General features: G+C 31.2%; 16 protein-coding genes. 6 read left to right on the forward strand and 10 right to left on the reverse strand.

Going from position 1 to position 19,323, the window contains the following annotated elements:
• Nucleotides 1-449: 449 nt before the first annotated feature.
• Together leuS and K4897_RS05535 are read right to left on the reverse strand one after the other, a co-directional pair.
• A complete protein-coding gene (gene leuS / locus K4897_RS05530) occupies nt 450-3,305 on the reverse strand; it encodes a leucine--tRNA ligase (protein ID WP_250415688.1) in 2,856 nt (951 codons plus the stop codon).
• Nucleotides 3,305-4,105 carry an NAD+ synthase gene (locus tag K4897_RS05535; RefSeq protein WP_019265060.1) on the reverse strand — a complete coding sequence of 267 codons (801 nt, stop codon included), beginning with the start codon at nt 4,103-4,105 and terminating at the stop codon, nt 3,305-3,307. The genes leuS and K4897_RS05535 overlap by 1 nt, the downstream gene beginning before the upstream one ends.
• A gap of 129 nt (nt 4,106-4,234) precedes the next feature.
• On the opposite strand from K4897_RS05535, the gene K4897_RS05540 reads away from it, so the two are divergent.
• On the forward strand, nt 4,235-5,257 hold the full coding sequence (locus K4897_RS05540; protein WP_019265059.1) for an ArsA family ATPase: 1,023 nt from the start codon (nt 4,235-4,237) through the stop codon (nt 5,255-5,257).
• Nucleotides 5,258-5,302: 45 nt separating this feature from the next.
• Here K4897_RS05540 and K4897_RS05545 read toward each other — a convergent pair whose 3' ends face one another.
• From K4897_RS05545 to K4897_RS05565, 5 genes are all read right to left on the reverse strand, one after another.
• A complete protein-coding gene (locus K4897_RS05545; protein WP_250415689.1) occupies nt 5,303-5,521 on the reverse strand; it encodes a hypothetical protein in 219 nt (72 codons plus the stop codon).
• 11 nt (nt 5,522-5,532) lie between these two features.
• Nucleotides 5,533-8,700 carry an adhesin gene (locus tag K4897_RS05550; protein WP_250415690.1) on the reverse strand — a complete coding sequence of 1,056 codons (3,168 nt, stop codon included), beginning with the start codon at nt 8,698-8,700 and terminating at the stop codon, nt 5,533-5,535.
• Nucleotides 8,701-8,828: 128 nt separating this feature from the next.
• Nucleotides 8,829-9,467: a cobalt-precorrin-7 (C(5))-methyltransferase gene (locus K4897_RS05555; protein WP_019265056.1), complete on the reverse strand. Its 639-nt coding sequence runs from the start codon at nt 9,465-9,467 to the stop codon at nt 8,829-8,831.
• 1 nt (nt 9,468) lies between these two features.
• Nucleotides 9,469-11,610, reverse strand: coding sequence for a phage holin family protein (locus K4897_RS05560; RefSeq protein ID WP_250415691.1), 2,142 nt, complete (start codon nt 11,608-11,610; stop codon nt 9,469-9,471).
• 6 nt (nt 11,611-11,616) lie between these two features.
• The gene (locus K4897_RS05565; protein ID WP_250415692.1) at nt 11,617-12,504 is read right to left on the reverse strand and encodes a metallophosphoesterase; all 888 of its coding nucleotides are present in this window, start codon (nt 12,502-12,504) and stop codon (nt 11,617-11,619) included.
• An 86-nt stretch (nt 12,505-12,590) separates the two neighbouring features.
• Between K4897_RS05565 and K4897_RS05570 the strand changes: the two genes are divergently transcribed.
• Complete coding sequence (locus K4897_RS05570) at nt 12,591-13,781, forward strand: redox-regulated ATPase YchF (protein WP_250415693.1); 1,191 nt, start codon at nt 12,591-12,593, stop codon at nt 13,779-13,781.
• Between the two features lie 8 nt (nt 13,782-13,789).
• On the opposite strand, the gene K4897_RS05575 is transcribed toward K4897_RS05570, so the two are convergent.
• The 3 genes from K4897_RS05575 to K4897_RS05585 all read right to left on the reverse strand — a co-directional run bounded on the left by K4897_RS05575 (nt 13,790) and on the right by K4897_RS05585 (nt 15,525).
• Entirely contained in the window at nt 13,790-13,966 is a 177-nt protein-coding gene (locus K4897_RS05575) for a hypothetical protein (RefSeq protein ID WP_019266787.1), read from the reverse strand.
• 83 nt (nt 13,967-14,049) lie between these two features.
• Nucleotides 14,050-14,448, reverse strand: coding sequence for a C-GCAxxG-C-C family protein (locus K4897_RS05580; RefSeq protein WP_250415694.1), 399 nt, complete (start codon nt 14,446-14,448; stop codon nt 14,050-14,052).
• A 57-nt stretch (nt 14,449-14,505) separates the two neighbouring features.
• Nucleotides 14,506-15,525, reverse strand: a complete 1,020-nt coding sequence (locus tag K4897_RS05585) for a hypothetical protein (RefSeq protein WP_250415695.1) — start codon at nt 15,523-15,525, stop codon at nt 14,506-14,508.
• Nucleotides 15,526-15,655: 130 nt separating this feature from the next.
• Here K4897_RS05585 and cfbD point away from each other — a divergent pair, with 130 nt between their 5' ends.
• The 4 genes from cfbD to K4897_RS05605 are packed head-to-tail and all read left to right on the forward strand — an operon-like array spanning nt 15,656 to nt 19,188.
• Nucleotides 15,656-16,723: a Ni-sirohydrochlorin a,c-diamide reductive cyclase catalytic subunit gene (gene cfbD, locus K4897_RS05590; RefSeq protein ID WP_250415696.1), complete on the forward strand. Its 1,068-nt coding sequence runs from the start codon at nt 15,656-15,658 to the stop codon at nt 16,721-16,723.
• Nucleotides 16,724-16,727: 4 nt separating this feature from the next.
• Complete coding sequence (gene hisH, locus K4897_RS05595; protein WP_019265048.1) at nt 16,728-17,324, forward strand: imidazole glycerol phosphate synthase subunit HisH; 597 nt, start codon at nt 16,728-16,730, stop codon at nt 17,322-17,324.
• 15 nt (nt 17,325-17,339) lie between these two features.
• Nucleotides 17,340-18,704: an AIR synthase-related protein gene (locus K4897_RS05600; protein WP_019267971.1), complete on the forward strand. Its 1,365-nt coding sequence runs from the start codon at nt 17,340-17,342 to the stop codon at nt 18,702-18,704.
• A 52-nt stretch (nt 18,705-18,756) separates the two neighbouring features.
• Nucleotides 18,757-19,188, forward strand: coding sequence for a hypothetical protein (locus K4897_RS05605; RefSeq protein WP_250415697.1), 432 nt, complete (start codon nt 18,757-18,759; stop codon nt 19,186-19,188).
• Nucleotides 19,189-19,323: the final 135 nt, after the last annotated feature.

The raw sequence follows: 19,323 nt of genomic DNA on the forward strand, positions 1-19,323 counted from the left end.
ATTTTAAAATAATCACTATTATTTAATAGAAGTTTTGGTGATGATTGTATTTTAAATTTATCAAAAAGTTATTAAATTAAAGTGGAAATGTCAGCGGTATATTGAAAGGTTCTATATGAAGAATCATATAGGGTCCGTTTTCATAAAGCAGTACACAAAGTAGTATGAAACATATTAGGCTTAGAATTATTCCTGAATTTTCATGGTGTTTAATGCACAAAATAAGATAAATAGCTACTAAAAGCATTAAAATTATCTCTATAAAGTGTGAAATAGGAAATGTCATCCAGTCTATATGTGAAATCATTGTGATGATACTTACAACAATTAATAAAATAACTATTTTATTATAGTTTTGGAAGTTCATAATTGTTATTATATAAGTATATATATATATAATTTTGTTTAATGTATTTAAAAAATAAGTGAATGAATAAGGTTTTTAACCCTTATTCCATAAAAATAGCCGGTTTGTAAGGCATTGCATTTCTGGCTTTGTTTTCTGGATCATAGCTGTCATCAGTATGTATGATGACTTCATCGTCAGTTTCTTCACCAATATAATCTAGTGCATCACTGATGATTTGATTTTCATCAATTTTACCTACATATTTGGTTTTAGTCATTTCACGACCTATTTTTTTAGCTACTGCAGCTATTTCTTTTTTGTCATCATAAATATTTGCTCCAATAGCTCTGCCCATAATCTGACCAATATCCGGTTTTCCAATTTCTTCAGCTATTTCATATAAGTCCCATTTCCAATCCGGAGCAAGGTAAACATGGATTTTTTCCACATCTCCTTTAACCATTTTCTTGATTTGGTTAATATCTTTAATGATATTTTGAACTAATTCTTCAGATTTTTCAATTTGCGGACTTACTAGGCTTTCATCAGCTTCCGGCCAGCTGGCCTGACTTACGTAACCTTCTCCACCATATGTTGCCCATAATTCTTCACAGGTATGTGGAGTAAATGGAGCAAGCAATCTGATCCATGCTTCAAGAACTGTTGAAAGCACATAGATTATAGCAGGGTCCTGGGAGTCAAGCAGGTGTTTTACTCTGTATAAGTAATGATCAACATCTTTTTTAAGTAAGAATAAAGATTCCTGAAGTGCTTTTCTTGTTTGGAATCCTTCTAAAGCTTCAGTAGCTTCTTTAATGTGCTGATTTAACTGACTTAACATCCAAATATCAATGGTACGAGTTAATTCGACTTTTTCGATATTGGTTAAATCTAATGGGGAGTTTTTAATTTCTTCTACTTTAGCGGCAAATTCTCTAAACCATTCCAATCTTCTTTTGGTTCCGAGAACTTCTTTTTCTCTCCAGTCAAAGTCTTGCCATGGTTCAGCTGATGCCATTAGGAAAAGCCTTACAACATCTGCACTGTACTGTTCAATAGCATCTTTTAATAAAATAACATTTCCTTTTGAGGAAGACATTTTATTTCCCTCTAAAAGACCCATACCGAAGACTACAGTTCCTCTAGGCCATTTTTCTTTAGGATAAATTGCACTGTGGTGGAACATTAAAAAGCTTAAGTGGTTTCCAACTAAATCTTTTGCAGATAATCTCCAGTCAAGAGGATACCAGTAATTGAATTCATCCTGGATTTCAGCTACAGTTTCACTGTCAACTTTTACATCATCGCTGTCAATATCTAAAAGAACTTTATCAAAGAATGCAGGGTTTAAATCATCAGCATTCATGTTTCTTAAATATTTAGCTATTGTATAATAGGACATATAGATAGTTGAGTCTGTAAGAGGTTCTATTAACCATTGTTTGTCCCAAGGAAGTCTGGTTCCAAGTCCGACATTCCTGGAACATGCCCAGTCATCTAACCAGTCAATATAATATTCAAAGTTGTTTTTAACTTCTTTAGGAATGATGGTTTCACCATTAAGAACTTCATGGGTTTTTGCAGTCCATTCTTCATCTGAATATTTAAGGAACCATTGATTGTCCATTATTTTAACAACACAGTCTTCACCACATCTGCAGATAACTGGCCTTTCTGCAAAGTCATACATGATGGTAGCCATGTTTTTAGCTATCATATCAGCTTTAAATTCTTCTCTAGCTACTGATACTTTTTTACCACCATATTCCGGAATATGTTCGCTGATAATACCTTTTCTGTGCTCTACTTTGTATAATTCATTAGTAGCATCATGAAGTTTAGGGTCATTTTGATCTTTAATGCCTAATTTTTCAATTATTTCTGCAGCAGGAATTTCTCCGTATCCTTTTACACTACATACGTTAATCGGATTTACATCATCAATAATGTCTTCTAAATGATATTTGGCTATTAATTCTTTATTGTTTTTTAAGTCCTGAAGAGCAATGTAGTCTGCCGGTGCATCTGCAGGTTCTGAAAATACTACTCCACTACCATATGAACCACTTACGAAGCTAGCAGGGAATATTGGTAATTTGTCGCCGGTAAAGGGATTTTCAACAAATCCTCCAATTAAGTCATTAGGGTCTATTTCCTGAATAATGTCCAAATCTTTAATTTGATGTTTTAAATTGTGGTGAGCTTCTTTTGTAATAATCCAGTGTTCGCCTTCAGCATTGACCTCAATATATTCAATATCAGGATTTAACCAAATGTTGGTAGCTCCGATAATAGTTTCTGGTCTTAAAGTAGCTGTAACAAGGATTTTATCATCCATTTTAAATTTAAGTAATGTTAATTCATTAACTCCTACTCCTTCCCCTTCAAGTAAATCATGATCTCCAACAGGGTTTTTATCTCTTGGACAGTATTTTACTGGATGTTCTCCTTTTATAATTAATCCTTTATCTTTTAATTTGCCGATTTGCCATTCTACAAATTTTTTGTAAGTCGGATCAATGGTTCTGAATTCTCTTCTCCAGTCAATGGAATATCCCATATCGTGCATTACTTCATTGTATTCGCTACTGAAATATCTTACAATGTATTCCGGGTCTGCTAAATTAGGAAGTTCCTCTTTAGGAACTTTGTGAACATTTTCATATAAATCCAAGGTCCATGGATCTTTTCTTCTAACCCTTTCAGCTATTCCAATAACGGGAGCTCCGGTTACGTGCCATGCCATCGGGAATAATACGTTGTAGCCTTCCATTCTTTTAAATCTTGCATAAACGTCAGGAACAGTGTATGTACGCCCATGTCCAATATGCATAGCACCACTAGGATATGGAAATGCTACAGTAAGGAATAATTTTTCTTTATCGTTAGGGTCAGATTCAAAAAGTTTGTCATCTTCCCATTTTTTCTGCCATTTTTTTTCTATATTTTCTGTCACTAAATCACCATTACAGTCTTTTCAGGGCTTTCAGGAACTTTGCTTTTATGTGCGTTCCTTTTTACTTTATTTATAATCATATCAATTTCATCAATTGAAATATCTAAGTTTTTAGCTATTTCTTCTTTTGAAGTTTCTTTATCTTTGTACTGGTAAAGAATTTTATCTAAGTTTTCATAGGTCATTCCTATTTCATCTTCATCAGTCTGATTGTTCCATAAACCTGCGCGGGGAGGTTTATTGATTATTTCTTCAGGAACTCCTATATATTTAGCTAATTCAAATACATCAGTTTTGTATAAATCTCCAATTGGTTCAATATCACAGGCTCCGTCTCCGTGTTTTGTAAAGTATCCAATTAGTATTTCACTTTTATTTCCGGTTCCGCTTACAAGGTAACCTTTTGAATTTGCATAATAATATATGATAGACATTCTGATTCTGGCTTTAAGGTTTCCAATAGCTAACTGTTCGTTTTCTGTTTTATATTGTGTAACAGATAAAAATTCGTTTAAAATACTGTCAATAGCCATTTCCTTATAATCAATACCTAATATTTTAGCAATGTCTGTTCCATGAATTTTATCTTCTGTTGGGGTGGTTGTAGATGGCATAACAATTCCAAATACATTTTCTTTACCAACAGCTTCTGTAGCTAAGTATGCAGTTAATGTTGAATCTATTCCACCACTTAATCCAACAACAAGTCCTTTTGCATTAGCTTCAGATACTTTGTCTTGAATGAATTTGATTATGCTTTCTTTTGTTGTTTTAGTATCTAATTTTGGAAGCTCGTTCATGCTTTACACTCCTTGGAAAAATTTTAATGATAATTATTATGATTTTTTTAACTTATATATTAGATAGTAAACTTTTATATATGAAAAAATTATAAAATTACTTTTAGTTACTAAAATTAAATTTTTAATATGGAGGTAATTTTCTTGGCATTTAAAGATTATTTTAAATTTAACAAAGATGAAACAACTTTTATGTTTATTGGAGGAAAAGGAGGAGTTGGAAAAACTTCAATTTCTTCAGCAACAGCATTATGGCTTGCAGAACAAGGTAAAAAAACATTAATTGTATCAACTGATCCTGCACATTCTTTATCTGACTCTTTGGAAGTGCCGATTGGCCATTATCCTAGAGAAATTAAAACAAATTTATTTGCAGTTGAAATAGATCCTGATGAAGCTATGGCTCAAAAACAAGCAGTTCTTGATGCTCAAAAAGCTAATTCCACTTCAGAAAGTTTAATGGGTTTAGACTTCTTATCTGACCAAATGGATATTGCATCCTCTTCTCCTGGTGCTGATGAAGCTGCTGCTTTTGAAGTATTTTTATCTGTCATGACTTCAAATGAATATGATGTTGTAGTATTTGATACTGCACCAACAGGACATACCTTAAGATTATTGTCATTCCCTGATGTAATGGACTCATGGGTAGGTAAAATGATGATGATTAAAGCAAAATTAGGTTCTGCAGCTAATTCTTTAAAAAATCTCATTCCATTTATGGATGCTGCTGATAATCCTCAAACTACTGAAGAGCTAAAAAGAACTAAAGAGCAAATTGATGAAGCTAAAAAAGTTTTATCTGATCCTGACAGAACCACATTTAAAATGGTTGTAATTCCTGAAGAAATGTCTATCTATGAATCTGAAAGAGCATTAGGTGCTTTAGAAAATTATAACATCACTGTAGATAGTGTAATTGTAAATCAGGTAATGCCGGATATTACAGATTGTGATTTCTGCCACTCCAGACACAGATTGCAGCAAAAACGTTTAGCTTTAATTGATCAAAAATTCCCAGAACAAATTATAGCTCAAGTTCCTTTATTTAAAGATGAAATTAAAGGTCAGGAAAAGTTATTGAATTTAGCTAAAATTTTATACGAAGATCAGGATAATACAGAAGTTAAACAGGAAGCTATTCAGCTTTAAAAAAAGAAATAAAAAGTTAAAATTAATATTTTAACTTAAATTTTTTTATTTTTTCAATTTATATACTATTTCTACTAAGAGAAATATAGCTATTAACACCCAAAAGATCATATTTAGAGTTCCAATATCTATTGGGAGTTGTAATCCACAAAGTTCTACCAGAATAATCAAAATTAACACAATAACTGTTAAAACATAAAGCACTTTTGATATTGTCGGTTCCTTTTGAAAGTTTTCTTTTATTTTTTTCCAATTATCTCCCATAGCATCACCATTTAATATTTTCCTAATTTTCTAGGAGTGTTGAGAGGATCCCAATATTCTTCATCAAAATACTGGTAGGTCTCTTCTTTAGTTAATTTTCTCACATTTCCATTGCTTATATATTTCGCTTGGCTGCGGTTTAAGGAATTATCTGGGTTGATATGTACTTCAACATAATCTACTTCAGGGGTTCCTTTAGGAATTAAAAACAATTTGGTATCCTGGAAATAACCTGGTCTGCTTGGTGTAAAATGACTGTACCAGTAATGTGTGTCTTTTTCATCAGCAAAAGTGACTCTGATTTTATTAGCTACTGCTTGAAATGCTACAGCAAAGGTAGCTGGGAATAATACAATTGTTGAAATTCCTGAAACAGCTCCTCCAAGAATTTTTAGAGATAAAGCGCCGATATTGTATCCAATTATGGTTGCCGGATGGATATTTTTCATGAAATTATCAATATTTTTATTTATCTGGAATATTCCATTATCTATAGTTTCCCGGATATTTTTCAACTGTTTAGCTAAACTTTCTTCAAGTAATTTAGGAATTATGCATATTGTACATTCTCCTTTTTCTGTTTTTTGAGTAGCTCCTTTATATGCAAAACCATCATCAACCAAAACAGTCTTGCAAATTCCTGTTGTTGTGTTTATGATAAGTACAGATTTGCTCCCATTTTCACAAAATACATATATTGAATCTCCGCGATTAACAAGACTGACTTCTGACTTTAAAAGAGCATTTATCACATCATCAAAAGAGCTAGTTATGTTATTGTTATAAATAATTCCAATTGGATTCATTACATGCTGTTCTATTTTTGATAAAAATAATGAGGTCATAAAGTTAAATTCAGTTATTTTACTTGTATTTTTTCCAGTTGCAGACATTCCCATATTTGGATTAGCCATGTGAAGATAAAGTTTGTCATTATCAATTCCGCCTAAAACAACTGCTGTTTTTGTTCTCTGCCAGTTAAGAGATAAATTTTTAGCATATTTATCTGCATACAAATCGCTTAAATAAGCAGAATTCAGACCAGCTAAAAACATTCCCTGGATATGTTTCAATTTATAGCTTGTTAAATAATCAAGTCCAAAAGCTAAGTTTTCTACATCTGTTTGGGTAATTTTAGAGTTAATAATAGCATATGACTGAAGTATTTCAAAGTTATTGTTTGTATTATACTTTGGATGAGTTCCGTAAGTTATATTTTCTGTTTTTTCAACTAGATTATTGTTAGTTTTAAATATGGTGCTGATTTTTTCATCAGTTATGTATCCAACGATTTTTTCTCTAGCTGTATTTAATGTCACGGTTTCATTGGTTGAGGTGAACTTTATTGGACTTATTTGGTTATTTGTAAGTTTTATATAATTAGTATTTAATTCAGTTTCGGGATTTAAACCATTAGCTAGTGCTAAATTATATCTGATTCCATATTCGTCAAATCCAGTAGTGTTAAATAGGAGACTTGCTCTTATTTCACCATTTTCAATGTAACTAATTCTCTCAGCCATTTTTCCCTCTTTATCTATTGTAACTCCAAATTGACTGATGTCTCTATCAGCAGTATTATAATAACGAATATGTGTGTAATTTTCACTGGAATAAATTAAAAGACCACTATCTTTTTGAATTCTAGTTGTTTTACCTGTTTTAATTTTAATTTCATCAAACGGTATGAAAACATATTTGTCATTAATTAAAACACTTGTTTTATTGTCTGTTTTATAGTTTGAAAGTGTGTAATTTTTTAATCCGTTACTGACTTCAAAAATTTGTTTTTTTGGTAATTTTACAATTCCTTTTTCTCCAGCTTTAACTGTATAATTATTTTCAGCTTCTACTTTAGGAAGGGTTACATTTACATAATTGGGAATAGCTATTTCATAAGTAAAATCTCTGTTTAAGTTTTTAGATATCTTTGTTGAATTTTCAGGGTGAACAATTATTTTATTTCCAATTTGAACATTCTTATAATAAGTGGTTATTATGTATTTTCCAGGGTTTAAGTTAATATTTAGAGATGCAATACTGTTTAAATTTGTAGTTTTAGTATAGAACACTCCATTTATATTAAATGTAACATTTTCTCCAGATCCTACAGGTTTTCCTTCGTTGGTTGTTACAAATGTTTTAAAAGCACTTCCATCTTTGAAATTCATTTCTAAATCACTGGTTTGAATTGTAGGTTTAACAAGTATGCTGTTTGAAACAAAACAATTCCTGTACATTGCTGTTATTATGTAATGGCCGGGATTTAAATTAATGTTTAATGATGCATAACCTGTATTATCTGAGGTTTTAGTATAGAATACTCCGTTTATATTAAAAGTCACATTTGAATATCTGGCATAGCTGCCGTCTAAATTATGTAAGTAAACAGAGTATGCTTTTTTATTTTTGTAGTATTTAGCTAAATCGTAGTTACAGCTAATTGTTGCCAATACTGTTACTTTATTGGAGCATTGTTCATTAGTTTTTGGATTATATGAAGTTATAATATATTTTCCGGGGTCTAAATTTATGTTTAATTTAGCTATTCCTTCAGTATTTGTAGTTTTTTTATAAAATACTCCATTTATGTTAAATGTTATTTCAGTGTTGGTTAGTGGTGTTCCTTTATTGTCAGTAAATCCAACATAGTACTGTGTATCATTTTTATGGTATTTAACAAGGTCGTCACCATTTATTGTAGGTTTAATTGTTATTTTGGAAGTTGAAGTTGATGGGTGATAAAAATCACAACCTTCAAATATCACTTTTGCCATATACTCTCCGGATTCTAAATTTAGGGATAACATAACCTGACCATTTGAATTGGTAATTTTGGTATAATTAGCTCCATTAATATTAATTATAACTTTAGCATTACTTATTGGGTGGTGCATATCGTTATTATTGTCGGTTAATGTTGCTATAAGTTTACTCCCATCTTTATAATGCATTTCAACTGGTGGTGAATTAATTACAGTTAATGTTTTAGCCTTGGGTGTGGAAAGTATTTCATTTTGAGGTTCTATATTATTTGTTCCTTGAAATTGGTGTTCATTAGTGTTTTCTAATTTGCTATTTATTGTTTGAGTTTCATTTTCAATTGTTGTGGCAGAAACAGTGCCTATCAAAAAAATAAATAGGAAAATGAAACTTATCAGGTTTATTTTTCTAATCATAGTATCTACCAGCTGTTAACTTTTTTTAAAAAATTAACACTTAAACTATGATTAACTAATTATAAAAGTTTTAATTTTAAAATCAAATGATAAATGCTTTTTAAAATGAATTTTAAAGGTAAATATTCCTAATAGATTATCATAATACACATGTAAGTAAATTCACTACTTGCAATATCTTTTAATGTAGATTGAACAATTTTTTCATCATCGTAACTTAAACGTTCACAGACAACTACCTGGCGGTTTTCATTTACTCCGTTATCTAATAGAAATTGTGCCATGTCTCTAACTTTTTTAGAAGGAAGCGCTATTGTTGTTTTACCGTTGTTTATAACTTTTAAAATGTCTTCAATGTTTTCTCTGCCATGAAAAGTCATAACATTTGCATTATCCCACTGAATGTGGTTACGGGCAGCAGCTAACTGAAGAGAGCTGATTCCTGGAATTACTTCTATTTTTTCTTTCGGGAAATTTTTATCATTGGCTATTCTTAAAACAGTATTTAAAACACCTGAAAATCCCGGATCTCCAGTGGATAATATTGATACAGTATTACCTTCAATAGCCAAATCCACTCCTTTTTCAAGTTTATCTAGTAAATCTTTCACATTAAATGCAAGTTTATTGTTGACATCATCAAATAAATCTATTGCTCTTGTACTTCCAACAGTGTAATCGCTACTTTTTACGGTGTCTATAGCTTTTTTAGTTAAATATTCACTTGATCCTGGACCGATTCCAATTATATAAATTTTATTTTCCATTTTATTCCTCTTTCAGTTTTTCCATTCCATTTTTTAAGAAGTCATATATTGATTTGGCTCCAACAAGCTCTTCAGGGCAATCCCAATCAGAAGGGTATAATATAAAGGGTTTGGTTTGAGTTCCACCAAGTCCGCCATGGCTGCCTATCAGTTCTTCAAATGCACAGATATCTCCACTTTCAGGGTCATAAAAACTATTTACAAGAATATCTGGCATATTTTTAAAGGCATTATGTCTTTTAAGATGTTTCGAAGCATTTTTTCCGAAATTAGCTAGTGGATTTTCTCCGATTATTCCATCACTTTCCAAATAATAAATACCATTTTCTCCAATAACCATTCCTCCGTTAGCTATTGAATTAACAAGTATAAATCCGATTCCGGGATGTTTTACAAGTCCTGGAATTAAATCGGGGAATAATGATATTATTTCCTCATAAGTTAATCTATTTTTCCATTGTGTTAAGTAAATCAGACCTAAGTTTCCAGATCCTAAAACAATCAATTCAGAGTCGGATGCTTTTTTAGTAGTGTGTTGTGAAGCTTCATATCCTCTAATATAATCAAAGCTGTCGTTATATTTTTTTCTAAGTTTTTGAATTTCTTCTGTTTTGCATAATTCATCGATTTTTAAAAGATCCATACTTTTTTCTTTAAAGTTTTGTAATGCTTCATATTCATTAAATATGTCATAATTTTTTATAGTATCCATTTTTTCTTTTATATTTTCAATTGATTCATTTCTGGGAATATATGAATTTTTAAAGTGGTCTAATTCTTCATCTATTTTTAAGGATTTCATATCTTCAGGTAAAAATCTCCTTACAAAGTTTCCTAAAGTTATTCCGTATCTTTGTTTAAATGTAGCTCCGTTTCCCTGTCCGTGGTCTGAAAGAATTACAAAATCATAATGTCTTTTAGAAATACTTTCAGCATTTTCCAAACGGTTGATCTCTAAATCAATCTCTTTTAAAACACTCCAAACATCATTATCACGTATTCCGGAATGGTGGGCTACTTCATCATAACCTACATAAGTTGCATAAGCTGAATTTATTTCTCCATTAAGAATATCTCCAGCCAAAGTTTCTGTTACAACTTCTCTTAAAAATACATTTCCTCCGGCTCTTAATGTTGCATATATTATCCCTCTTTTCATTCTGGGACGTATGTTCTTGATTTTGTGAATTATCTGGGATTTTAATTCCTTAAGAATGTCCCATAAAAATAATACAAATATTCGCTGAAAGCTATTTGAGGTGGTAAATACAGAGTACCATGTTTTATTAAATAGTTTATCCAGTTCTATGATTTTAGATGATGTAAATATGAAATCATCACTATCTCCGCTGAACATATTTGCTCTACTGGCTCCATTATCACTTAATAATCCATTTCCATCAGATATTTTATTTTCAATTAATGGAGCGTGGGAGAAATTAGATGAAACTATGATTTTATTATTATTTTCTTTTTCAACCCATCTGTAAGCTATAATGTCTTTATTATTTCCATGTAAAATTCCCGCCTGACTTGCTCCTGTTTGACTTGATAAGTCAGTTTCCCATTCTTTTAGAGTATGTGTTTTATTTTCAATCCATCTTTTAAGTGTAGGCATATATCCTTTGCCAATAGCTTCATCTAAAATTTCTTTAGCTAATCCGTCAATTTCAATCATTATTACTCCGGAATATTTTCTAGCAGCTTTTTTGTCAGTATTAACTTTTTTAGAAAGTTTTTTGATGATATGTCTATTGTAAAAGTCAATATTAGCTATATTAAATATAAGTGTTGTAGCTATGTTTATGAATAATGTTGCGATTAAAGCTCCGCCTATTCCTATATTAACTTCTGGAAGATAATATGCAACTCCATAAAACATAAGTCCATTTAGAAGAAGTGCACCTATTCCAAATGTTATAATAAAAAACCTCATCAGTATTCTGGTAAAAATAGGCCATAATATTGTGTTTGCAATTGTTAATAAAAAGATTATAATTATTGCATTTGTCCAACGGCCCAAAACAAAATCATCACTAAGCATAGGCATAGCTAAAACTATTAATATATTAGCTATTCCAATTGTAATTGAAGTTAGAATTATTTTAGCTTTATTAACATTTGACTGGTTTGTATTTTCCATAGGAATCTAGATAATTTCTATTTTTTGTTTTTCATTACTTTTTAAATGGAATAATGTTATTTCAGGTTTGCAGTTTATTCTCATCCAAAATGTATTTGTTCCAAGACCTCTGCTCGTATATTGAATCATATTTTTAACTTTATATTTTCCAACAGGATATCTGGTTGATTTAGGACCTCTAAATGGAGCTATATTGGTTCTAGGAATAATAAACTGTCCGCCATGTGAGTGTCCGGATATTTGAAGTCCGAATCTTCCGCTTTCAGAAGATATTTTAGCAAAGTCTGGTTCATGAGCAAGTAAAATAGCTGCTCCTTGGTTAGGTAATTTCTTTAAAACACTATCCAGATTATCAGCACCGACAGTATAACTGTCCACTCCTGCAATATTGAGCAGTTTTTCGTGATTGTCGTTTTTTTCAGATTTTTTAAGTGTGTATACATCATTGCTTAAATCTTTAACATCGGCTTTTTTTAAGATGTTTCTTATTTCACTGGCTCCAAGCCAATGGTCATGATTGCCTAAAACAGCTAATTTCCCGTCTTTTGCTTTTAATTTTTTAAAAGATTTTTTCAAATCCTCTTCATAGCCTTCTAAAATATATGAAACATAATCTCCGGTCAATGTTATCATATCTGGTTTTAAGGTATTTACATACTCAACAACTCCCTCTAAATACTCGGGATTTAACCATTGGCCAATATGTATGTCTGTTAAATTAATAATTTTATAATTGTTAAATGCAAGGTCTAAGTTGTTTAATTCAATATCAACATTAACAACATCAAAGAATTCTTTGTTAAATTCTGTTCCAAAGCTCATTTCTCTTGATTGTGTCATGAATTCCTGTAATCCTTGACGAACTTTTAGAGCAGAAGGTTTATTGCCATCCATGTTTTTTCACTTATGTTTTTTGTATTAGATTTATATAATTTAAATCTTAAATATATAATTAATTATTTATTTTTTATTGTGATATTATGCTTCAAATTGCAGTTACTGGAAAACCAAATGTTGGAAAATCTTCATTCTTTAACTCTGCAACTTCTTCAAGTGTAGAAATGGCTAATTATCCATTTACTACTATTGATGCTAATAAAGCAGTTGCTCATGTTATTAGTGAATGTCCTTGTAAAGAATTGAATGTTACTTGTAATCCTAGAAATTCCATTTGTATTGATGGAAAAAGATTGTTGCCTGTTGAATTAATAGATGTTGCAGGTCTTGTTCCTGGAGCTCATGAAGGTAAGGGTTTAGGTAATCAATTTTTAGATGATTTGATGCAAGCTAAAGTTTTAATACATGTTATTGATGCTTCCGGTTCTACTGATGCTGAAGGACAAAGCGTAGAAGCCGGTTCTCATGATCCTTTAGAGGATATTGAATTTCTGGAAGATGAAATTGTAATGTGGATGTATGGAATTCTTAACAGAAATTGGGTTAGACTTGTACGTAAAATTGAAGCTGAAAAATTAGACATAGCTAAAGTAATTTTTGACCAATTGTCAGGTACTGGAATAACTTTGGAAGATATTATTGAAGCTAAAAGAAAAGTTAATCCTGATTATACCAAATGGGAAAAAGAAGATTTCATGGAACTTATCCGTAATATATTGCATATAGCCAAACCAATGATTATTGTAGCTAATAAAGCTGATTTACCAACTGCTGAGGAAAACATTAAAAGAATGCAGGAAAAATATCCTTATGTTATACCTGCATCTGCAGAATCTGAAATAGCTTTAGTTAAAGCAGCTGAATCTGGTTTAATTAGATATACTCCGGGAGATTCTGACTTTGAAATTTTAGAAAAAGATAAATTGTCAGATAATCAGCTTAAAGCTTTAGAATATATTAGAACTAATATTTTAGAAAAATATGGTGGAACAGGTATTCAAACAGCATTAAATGAAGCTATATTTGGTTTACTTAATATGATTGTGGTTTATCCAGTTCAGGATGAACATAAATACACAGATCAAAAAGGAAATGTTTTGCCTGATGGAATTTTAGTGCCTAAAGGTGCGGTTCCTAAAGAATTAGCTTATCTTGTTCATTCAGATATTGGGGATAACTTTATGCATGCAGTAGATGCACGTAAAAACATGAGAATTGCTGCTGATTATGAATTGCAAGATAAAGATGTTATAAGTATTGTTACAAGAGGTTAATTGCCTCTTCATGTAATATCTTTTTGAATTTGAGCATAAATCTCTTTTTTAACACTTTCTGGTTCATCTAATTCATTTAAAATTTTTCTTAAAGTATTCCACCATATGTCTTCAGGTGTAAGCCAATCAAGAGGCAATTGACCATAAACATCAAGAACTTTTTCATTAAACTCTGTGCTTTTCATAGTCTTAGTTTAGTTTAATAAATAGTATTTTCTTTTTCTAAGAGGATTTGAAAAGTATTTATGAAAAAAGTAAAAATAAGATTTTATTCTTTTAATAATTTTATTGCTTCGTTAGCTGCATAAACACAGCAGTCAACACATGGGGATTTGTCTTCTCCATTTTTTGAAATTATACCGCATTGAACTGAACCATATTCTTTTTTAAAAGCATCATATAATTTTTTAGCATCCATTTTTATTTTAATTTCGTCATCTTCTAAAAATCCCAATGCTATTAATGCTCCAGTTAAAGCACCACAGGTTCCTTCATCAAAAGTACCTCCAATTCCACCTGAAAATCCACTAGCTAATGCGCATAATCTGGCTTGACTCATTGGATGATTAGCTACTTCACAAAGCCCCATGAGGGTTGATTGGGAACAACTTTTAAAAACACGATATTTTCTAATTTTTTCTTCTACTAATTCTGAATCTAAGTCCATGATATCATCTATAAAAAAATAAGAAAAAAGGAATTAATTTATCTAAATTTTTCCTTTTTATTTAATTGACAGACCAGTGTCGTCAAGTTCTTTAGTTATACTATCAACAGTTATTGTACCAATATCTTCACCATTGTCATCTGTAATATAGAATATATAAATGTCTCCCTTATGTTCTATATGGTCTATATCATAATTGCTGTCGGAGAGGTATGAGATAACCATTTCTTTACATTCTGATTTGGATAATGGTTCTTCATCGGAGGAAGAACTTGAATCATCACTTTCAGAACTTGGTTGAGAATTAGGGCTGCTTGTGAACATTGAATCAACTGAATTATCAGCGCCTAATTCTGCATTTACCATATCTCCAGATTCTGTTGGGTTGTCTGATGATGAATCGCTAACATTTACAACTTCGGTTATGTCACTAATATTTGAGTCCATATCCGTATTATTTTCATCCATATCTATATTTCCTTCATCTATATCTATATTAGTTTGATCAACAGTGGTTATGATTGCAGTATTGTAATTATCAATGTTAATTTCAGTATTGTCGACTAATGCAAGGATTCCTACCATAAGGTTGAAATCTTTATCTTTATCAAGATGTTTTTGACCTACTCCCATAACTCCGTGGTTTCTTTCAGATGGATGTCCATTACTGAAAATTACACTGTTTGCCATTTTAAGCACTAAATTTTGATCAGGAGCACCAACACAGATTCCTTCTTTTCCATTAGTTACTAAGATGTTTGTAGTATCACCTTGAGTAAATGCAACAGATTGTGGTGGTTGATCCGGTAAAGACACGATTTTTGCATTTTGTAAACTATTTAAGAAATTAACCATTGATTGGTTATCTTTAAAGGTGTGAATTGTTATTCCATATGTATTTTCTTTAAATCCGTCAGGTATTTGTATAAATTTAGCATCGTGAGGAACATTTATTTTTATTCCATCAAATGTATTTTGCTTCATATCGCCATCACTATTAATTACAGTTGCCCCAACACAGGTTAATGTAATAAGTATGGCGGCTATTGAAAGAATAATCGCTATATTTTTATTCATTTTATCTCCTTAATTTATTTAACATATTTTATATACATTAGATATATATTCTTTATACTATTAAAACTTAATTTTATAAATTAAGAAAATTTAATATTATATATAAAAAATTTAGTGAATAGGTGAAAAAATGCATCCAAGACCAAGTCCCATAGCTGCATCTCTTTATACTTTAAGAGACATGAATGTTGATGTTATTATAATGCATGGACCTCATGGTTGTTGTTTTAGAACTGGCAGACTTTTAGAAAGTGATGGTGTACGTGTTTTAACTACAGCAATGGCCGAAAATGACTTTATTTTAGGAGCTAGTGAAAAACTAGAGAATACATTAAAAGAAGCTTATGATATGTTTAAACCGGAGTTTATAGGTGTTGTAGGTACATGTGCCAGTATGATTATTGGTGAAGACTTAAAAGAAGCAATTGCTAATGCTGATTTAGATTGTACAGTTATTCCTGTTGAATCTCACGGAGGATTTGGTGAAGGAGATAATACCGAAGGAGCAATTATGGTTTTAGATTCTGCTGTCGAGTACGGGATAATTCCGCGTGAAGAGGCGGACCGTCAAATTGAAATGCTTAAAAAAGCCACTGAAATAGAAAAAACCAGAGGAATGGCTCAGGGAAAATACATTCAACCTAATTTTGGAGATAATAAGGAAGATGTGGCTAAAAAAATCATAAAAGCATTAAGCGATGGTAAAAAAGTCGCATTTGTATTAAATGCTAAAAAAGAAACTTCCTATTTATTTGCAGATATTTTAAACTTTGATTATCGTGAAGTTAATCCGGAAAATAAACCAATAATTATAGCTAATTTAGATGAAAATATCGGCCTTTCAAGAATTAGAAATCATGCAGTTAATATTAAACAGGAGTTAAAAGCAGATATTGATTATATTACTGGTGGATTAGATGAGTATCCGGTAACTGGAAAAGCTGCTGCAGACTACTTAAAGAAAAACCCTGTTGATTTGTATGTTGTATGCGGTGTTCCTCATGCATTTCCTGTTGAAGAAATTGAATGTGAATCAATAGCTGTAACTGATGGGCCTCGTTTAGTTGAACCATTAAGAGATTTAGGTTATGATAATGTAGTTGCAGAACTTGATGCTCACTCAAAAACTTTAGGAACTGATAAAATTGTTTTTTCTGACTTTGGAGGAATGATTAGGTCAGCTATTGACTGGAAGTAGAATTATGATAACGATTATTGATTATAAAAGCGGAAATTTAAAAAGCATTTCCAATGGCTTTAAAAAAATTGGATGTGATGTTGAAATTACCAGCAGCATTGAGAAAATAGCTGACAGTGATTATCTGGTTCTTCCGGGAGTTGGAGCTTTTGGCAGTGCAATGGAAAATCTTGAAGAATTTAAAAAAGTAATTCATGAACATGTAGACAGTGATAAGGCATTTTTGGGAATTTGTTTAGGTCAGCAGGTTCTTATGGACTCAAGTGAAGAAAGTCCGAATGTTGAGGGTTTAAAATTATTTGAAGGTCAGGCACAATATCTTCCAGAAGGGCTTAAAATACCTCATATGGGCTGGAACAAATTAAATGTTGTTAAAGAATGCCCAATTTTGGAAGGTGTTGATAAAGAGTACTTTTATTTTGTTCATTCTTTTCATGTTGTTCCGGATAATGATGAAATAATTGCAGGCACCTGTAATTATGGAATTGATGTTGTTGCAGCATTAAGTAGAAATAATTTATTTTCAACACAGTTTCACCCGGAAAAAAGTGGAGTTGCAGGTTTAAAGATATTAAAGAATTTTGTTAATTTAGAATTATGATTGGAGATTATATTTATGGATATTGAAGGTTTTGTAAGAAAAAGAATTGATGATTACTCATATGAAGATTTAACTGCTCTTTTAGCAAGTAGAATTAGAGAATACAAAGATTTGTCTGAAGAAAACTCATGTAAAATGGCTGAAGCTGTTATTGATGAAGTAAAAACTACTTTGGAATTAAATTCTCTTGATGATGATTTTTTAAAAGAAATTGTAGATATTCCAAAAGCAGATGTGGCTATGGGAAAAATGGGTGTAGGTTCTCGCGGAGCTGGAGATTTCTTTGTTCACAGAAAAATTGCAGAAATAGTTTCCAGTACAGATACAGCTTCATTGGTAAACCCTTCTGAACAGGATGATGGGGGAGTAGTTAAAGCACCAGTTAAAAATGATGAAGTTTATGTAACAACTGCAGTTGATGGAATACATTCTCGTTTAAGTGACTATCCGTTTTTAGGAGGATTCCATGTTACAAGAGCTACTTTAAGAGATGTTTGTGTAATGGGAGCAGATCCTGTAGCTATTTTAAGTGATGTTCATCTGGCAGATGATGGGGATGTTGGTAAGATATTTGATTTTACTGCAGGTGTAGCAGCAGTATCTGAACTTGTTGATGTTCCGATAGTGGCAGGAAGTACATTACGTGTAGGTGGAGACATGGTTTTAGGCGATAGATTTGTTTCTGCTGTAGGAAGTGTCGGGGTATCAGATTATCCTCCAACTGCAAGAAAAGGAGCAACTGAAGGTGATGTGATTTTACTTACAGAAGGTTCTGGTGGAGGAACTATTACAACAACTGCATTATATAATGGGTTTTTTGATGTAATATGGGATACATTAAATGTAAACTTTGTACAGGCATCTCATGCACTTTTTGAAGCTGATTTAATTAAAGATATCCATGCAATGACTGACGTAACAAATGGGGGATTACGTGGAGATGCACATGAAATATCCAATACAACAGGAGTAGGTTTAGAGTTCTATGAAAAAGAAATTCGTGACTGCGTAGCTCCAAAAGTATTAAACATGCTTGAAACATTAAATATAGATCCGTTAGGTGTTTCAACTGATTCATTAATGTTGATTGCACCTCCTGAAATTGTTGGAGATATTAAAAAAGCAGTAGCTAAATATGATGTTCCTATTCGTGAAATTGGTAAGGTTGATAATTCTGGTGAACCAAACTTAATTAAAGAAGATGGAAATGTTGAAAAACTGGTTCCATTATTTAGGGAAGCTGCTTATACTAAAGTTAAAAAGTTCGTTGGAGATACAACACCTGAAGACTTTGAAATCATGAAGGAAAAAGTTCAAAAGGCATGTGATGAATCCATACTTAAAAAAGAAAAAGTGGTAAAACACATCCGTGAAAATTAACTTTTTCACACTTCTTTAAATTTTATCTATTTTTTATTATAATCCTTATATCATGAAAGATGAAAAAGGATATTTTTACATTATTGATGCATTTTTAACTATTGTAATTTTACTTATAGCTATTTTGATGGTTAATTCAATTGTTTCTACTTCTAATCCTAATTATTCTAGCACTTCACATGACTTTAAATCGGCTCAAGACACAATGGAGTTATTAAGTGCTAAAATCAATTCTACAGACAGAGTTTTCATAGAAGATATTTCCAATATTTTAGATGAAAATCATAATTCAAAACACTCTGTAAGGGAAGTTTCTAAGTTATGTCGTGAGAAATTTGAGAAATTAGGTCTTAAGAATTATCAGTTTAAGGAAAACAATGTTTTGGGAGGAAAGGTATTGGCTAGCTCTGGAGCGGTAGGTGAAGATGTTAGTGTAGCTAGTCGTAGTTATGGAGATTATTCATATACATTATATATTTGGTAATATTGATTTGATTTTGAAATATTGCTTTCTAAACTTAGGAATACTTTATATACTCCTTGTGATATAGTATATCTTGGAATAAAGTTTTTTTATTTTTTCTTTGTTCCCTTTCTTAAATAATATTTGAGAAAGTAA

Source organism: Methanobrevibacter sp. TLL-48-HuF1, from assembly GCF_023617305.1.
Taxonomy (GTDB): Archaea; Methanobacteriota; Methanobacteria; order Methanobacteriales; family Methanobacteriaceae; genus Methanocatella; species Methanocatella intestini.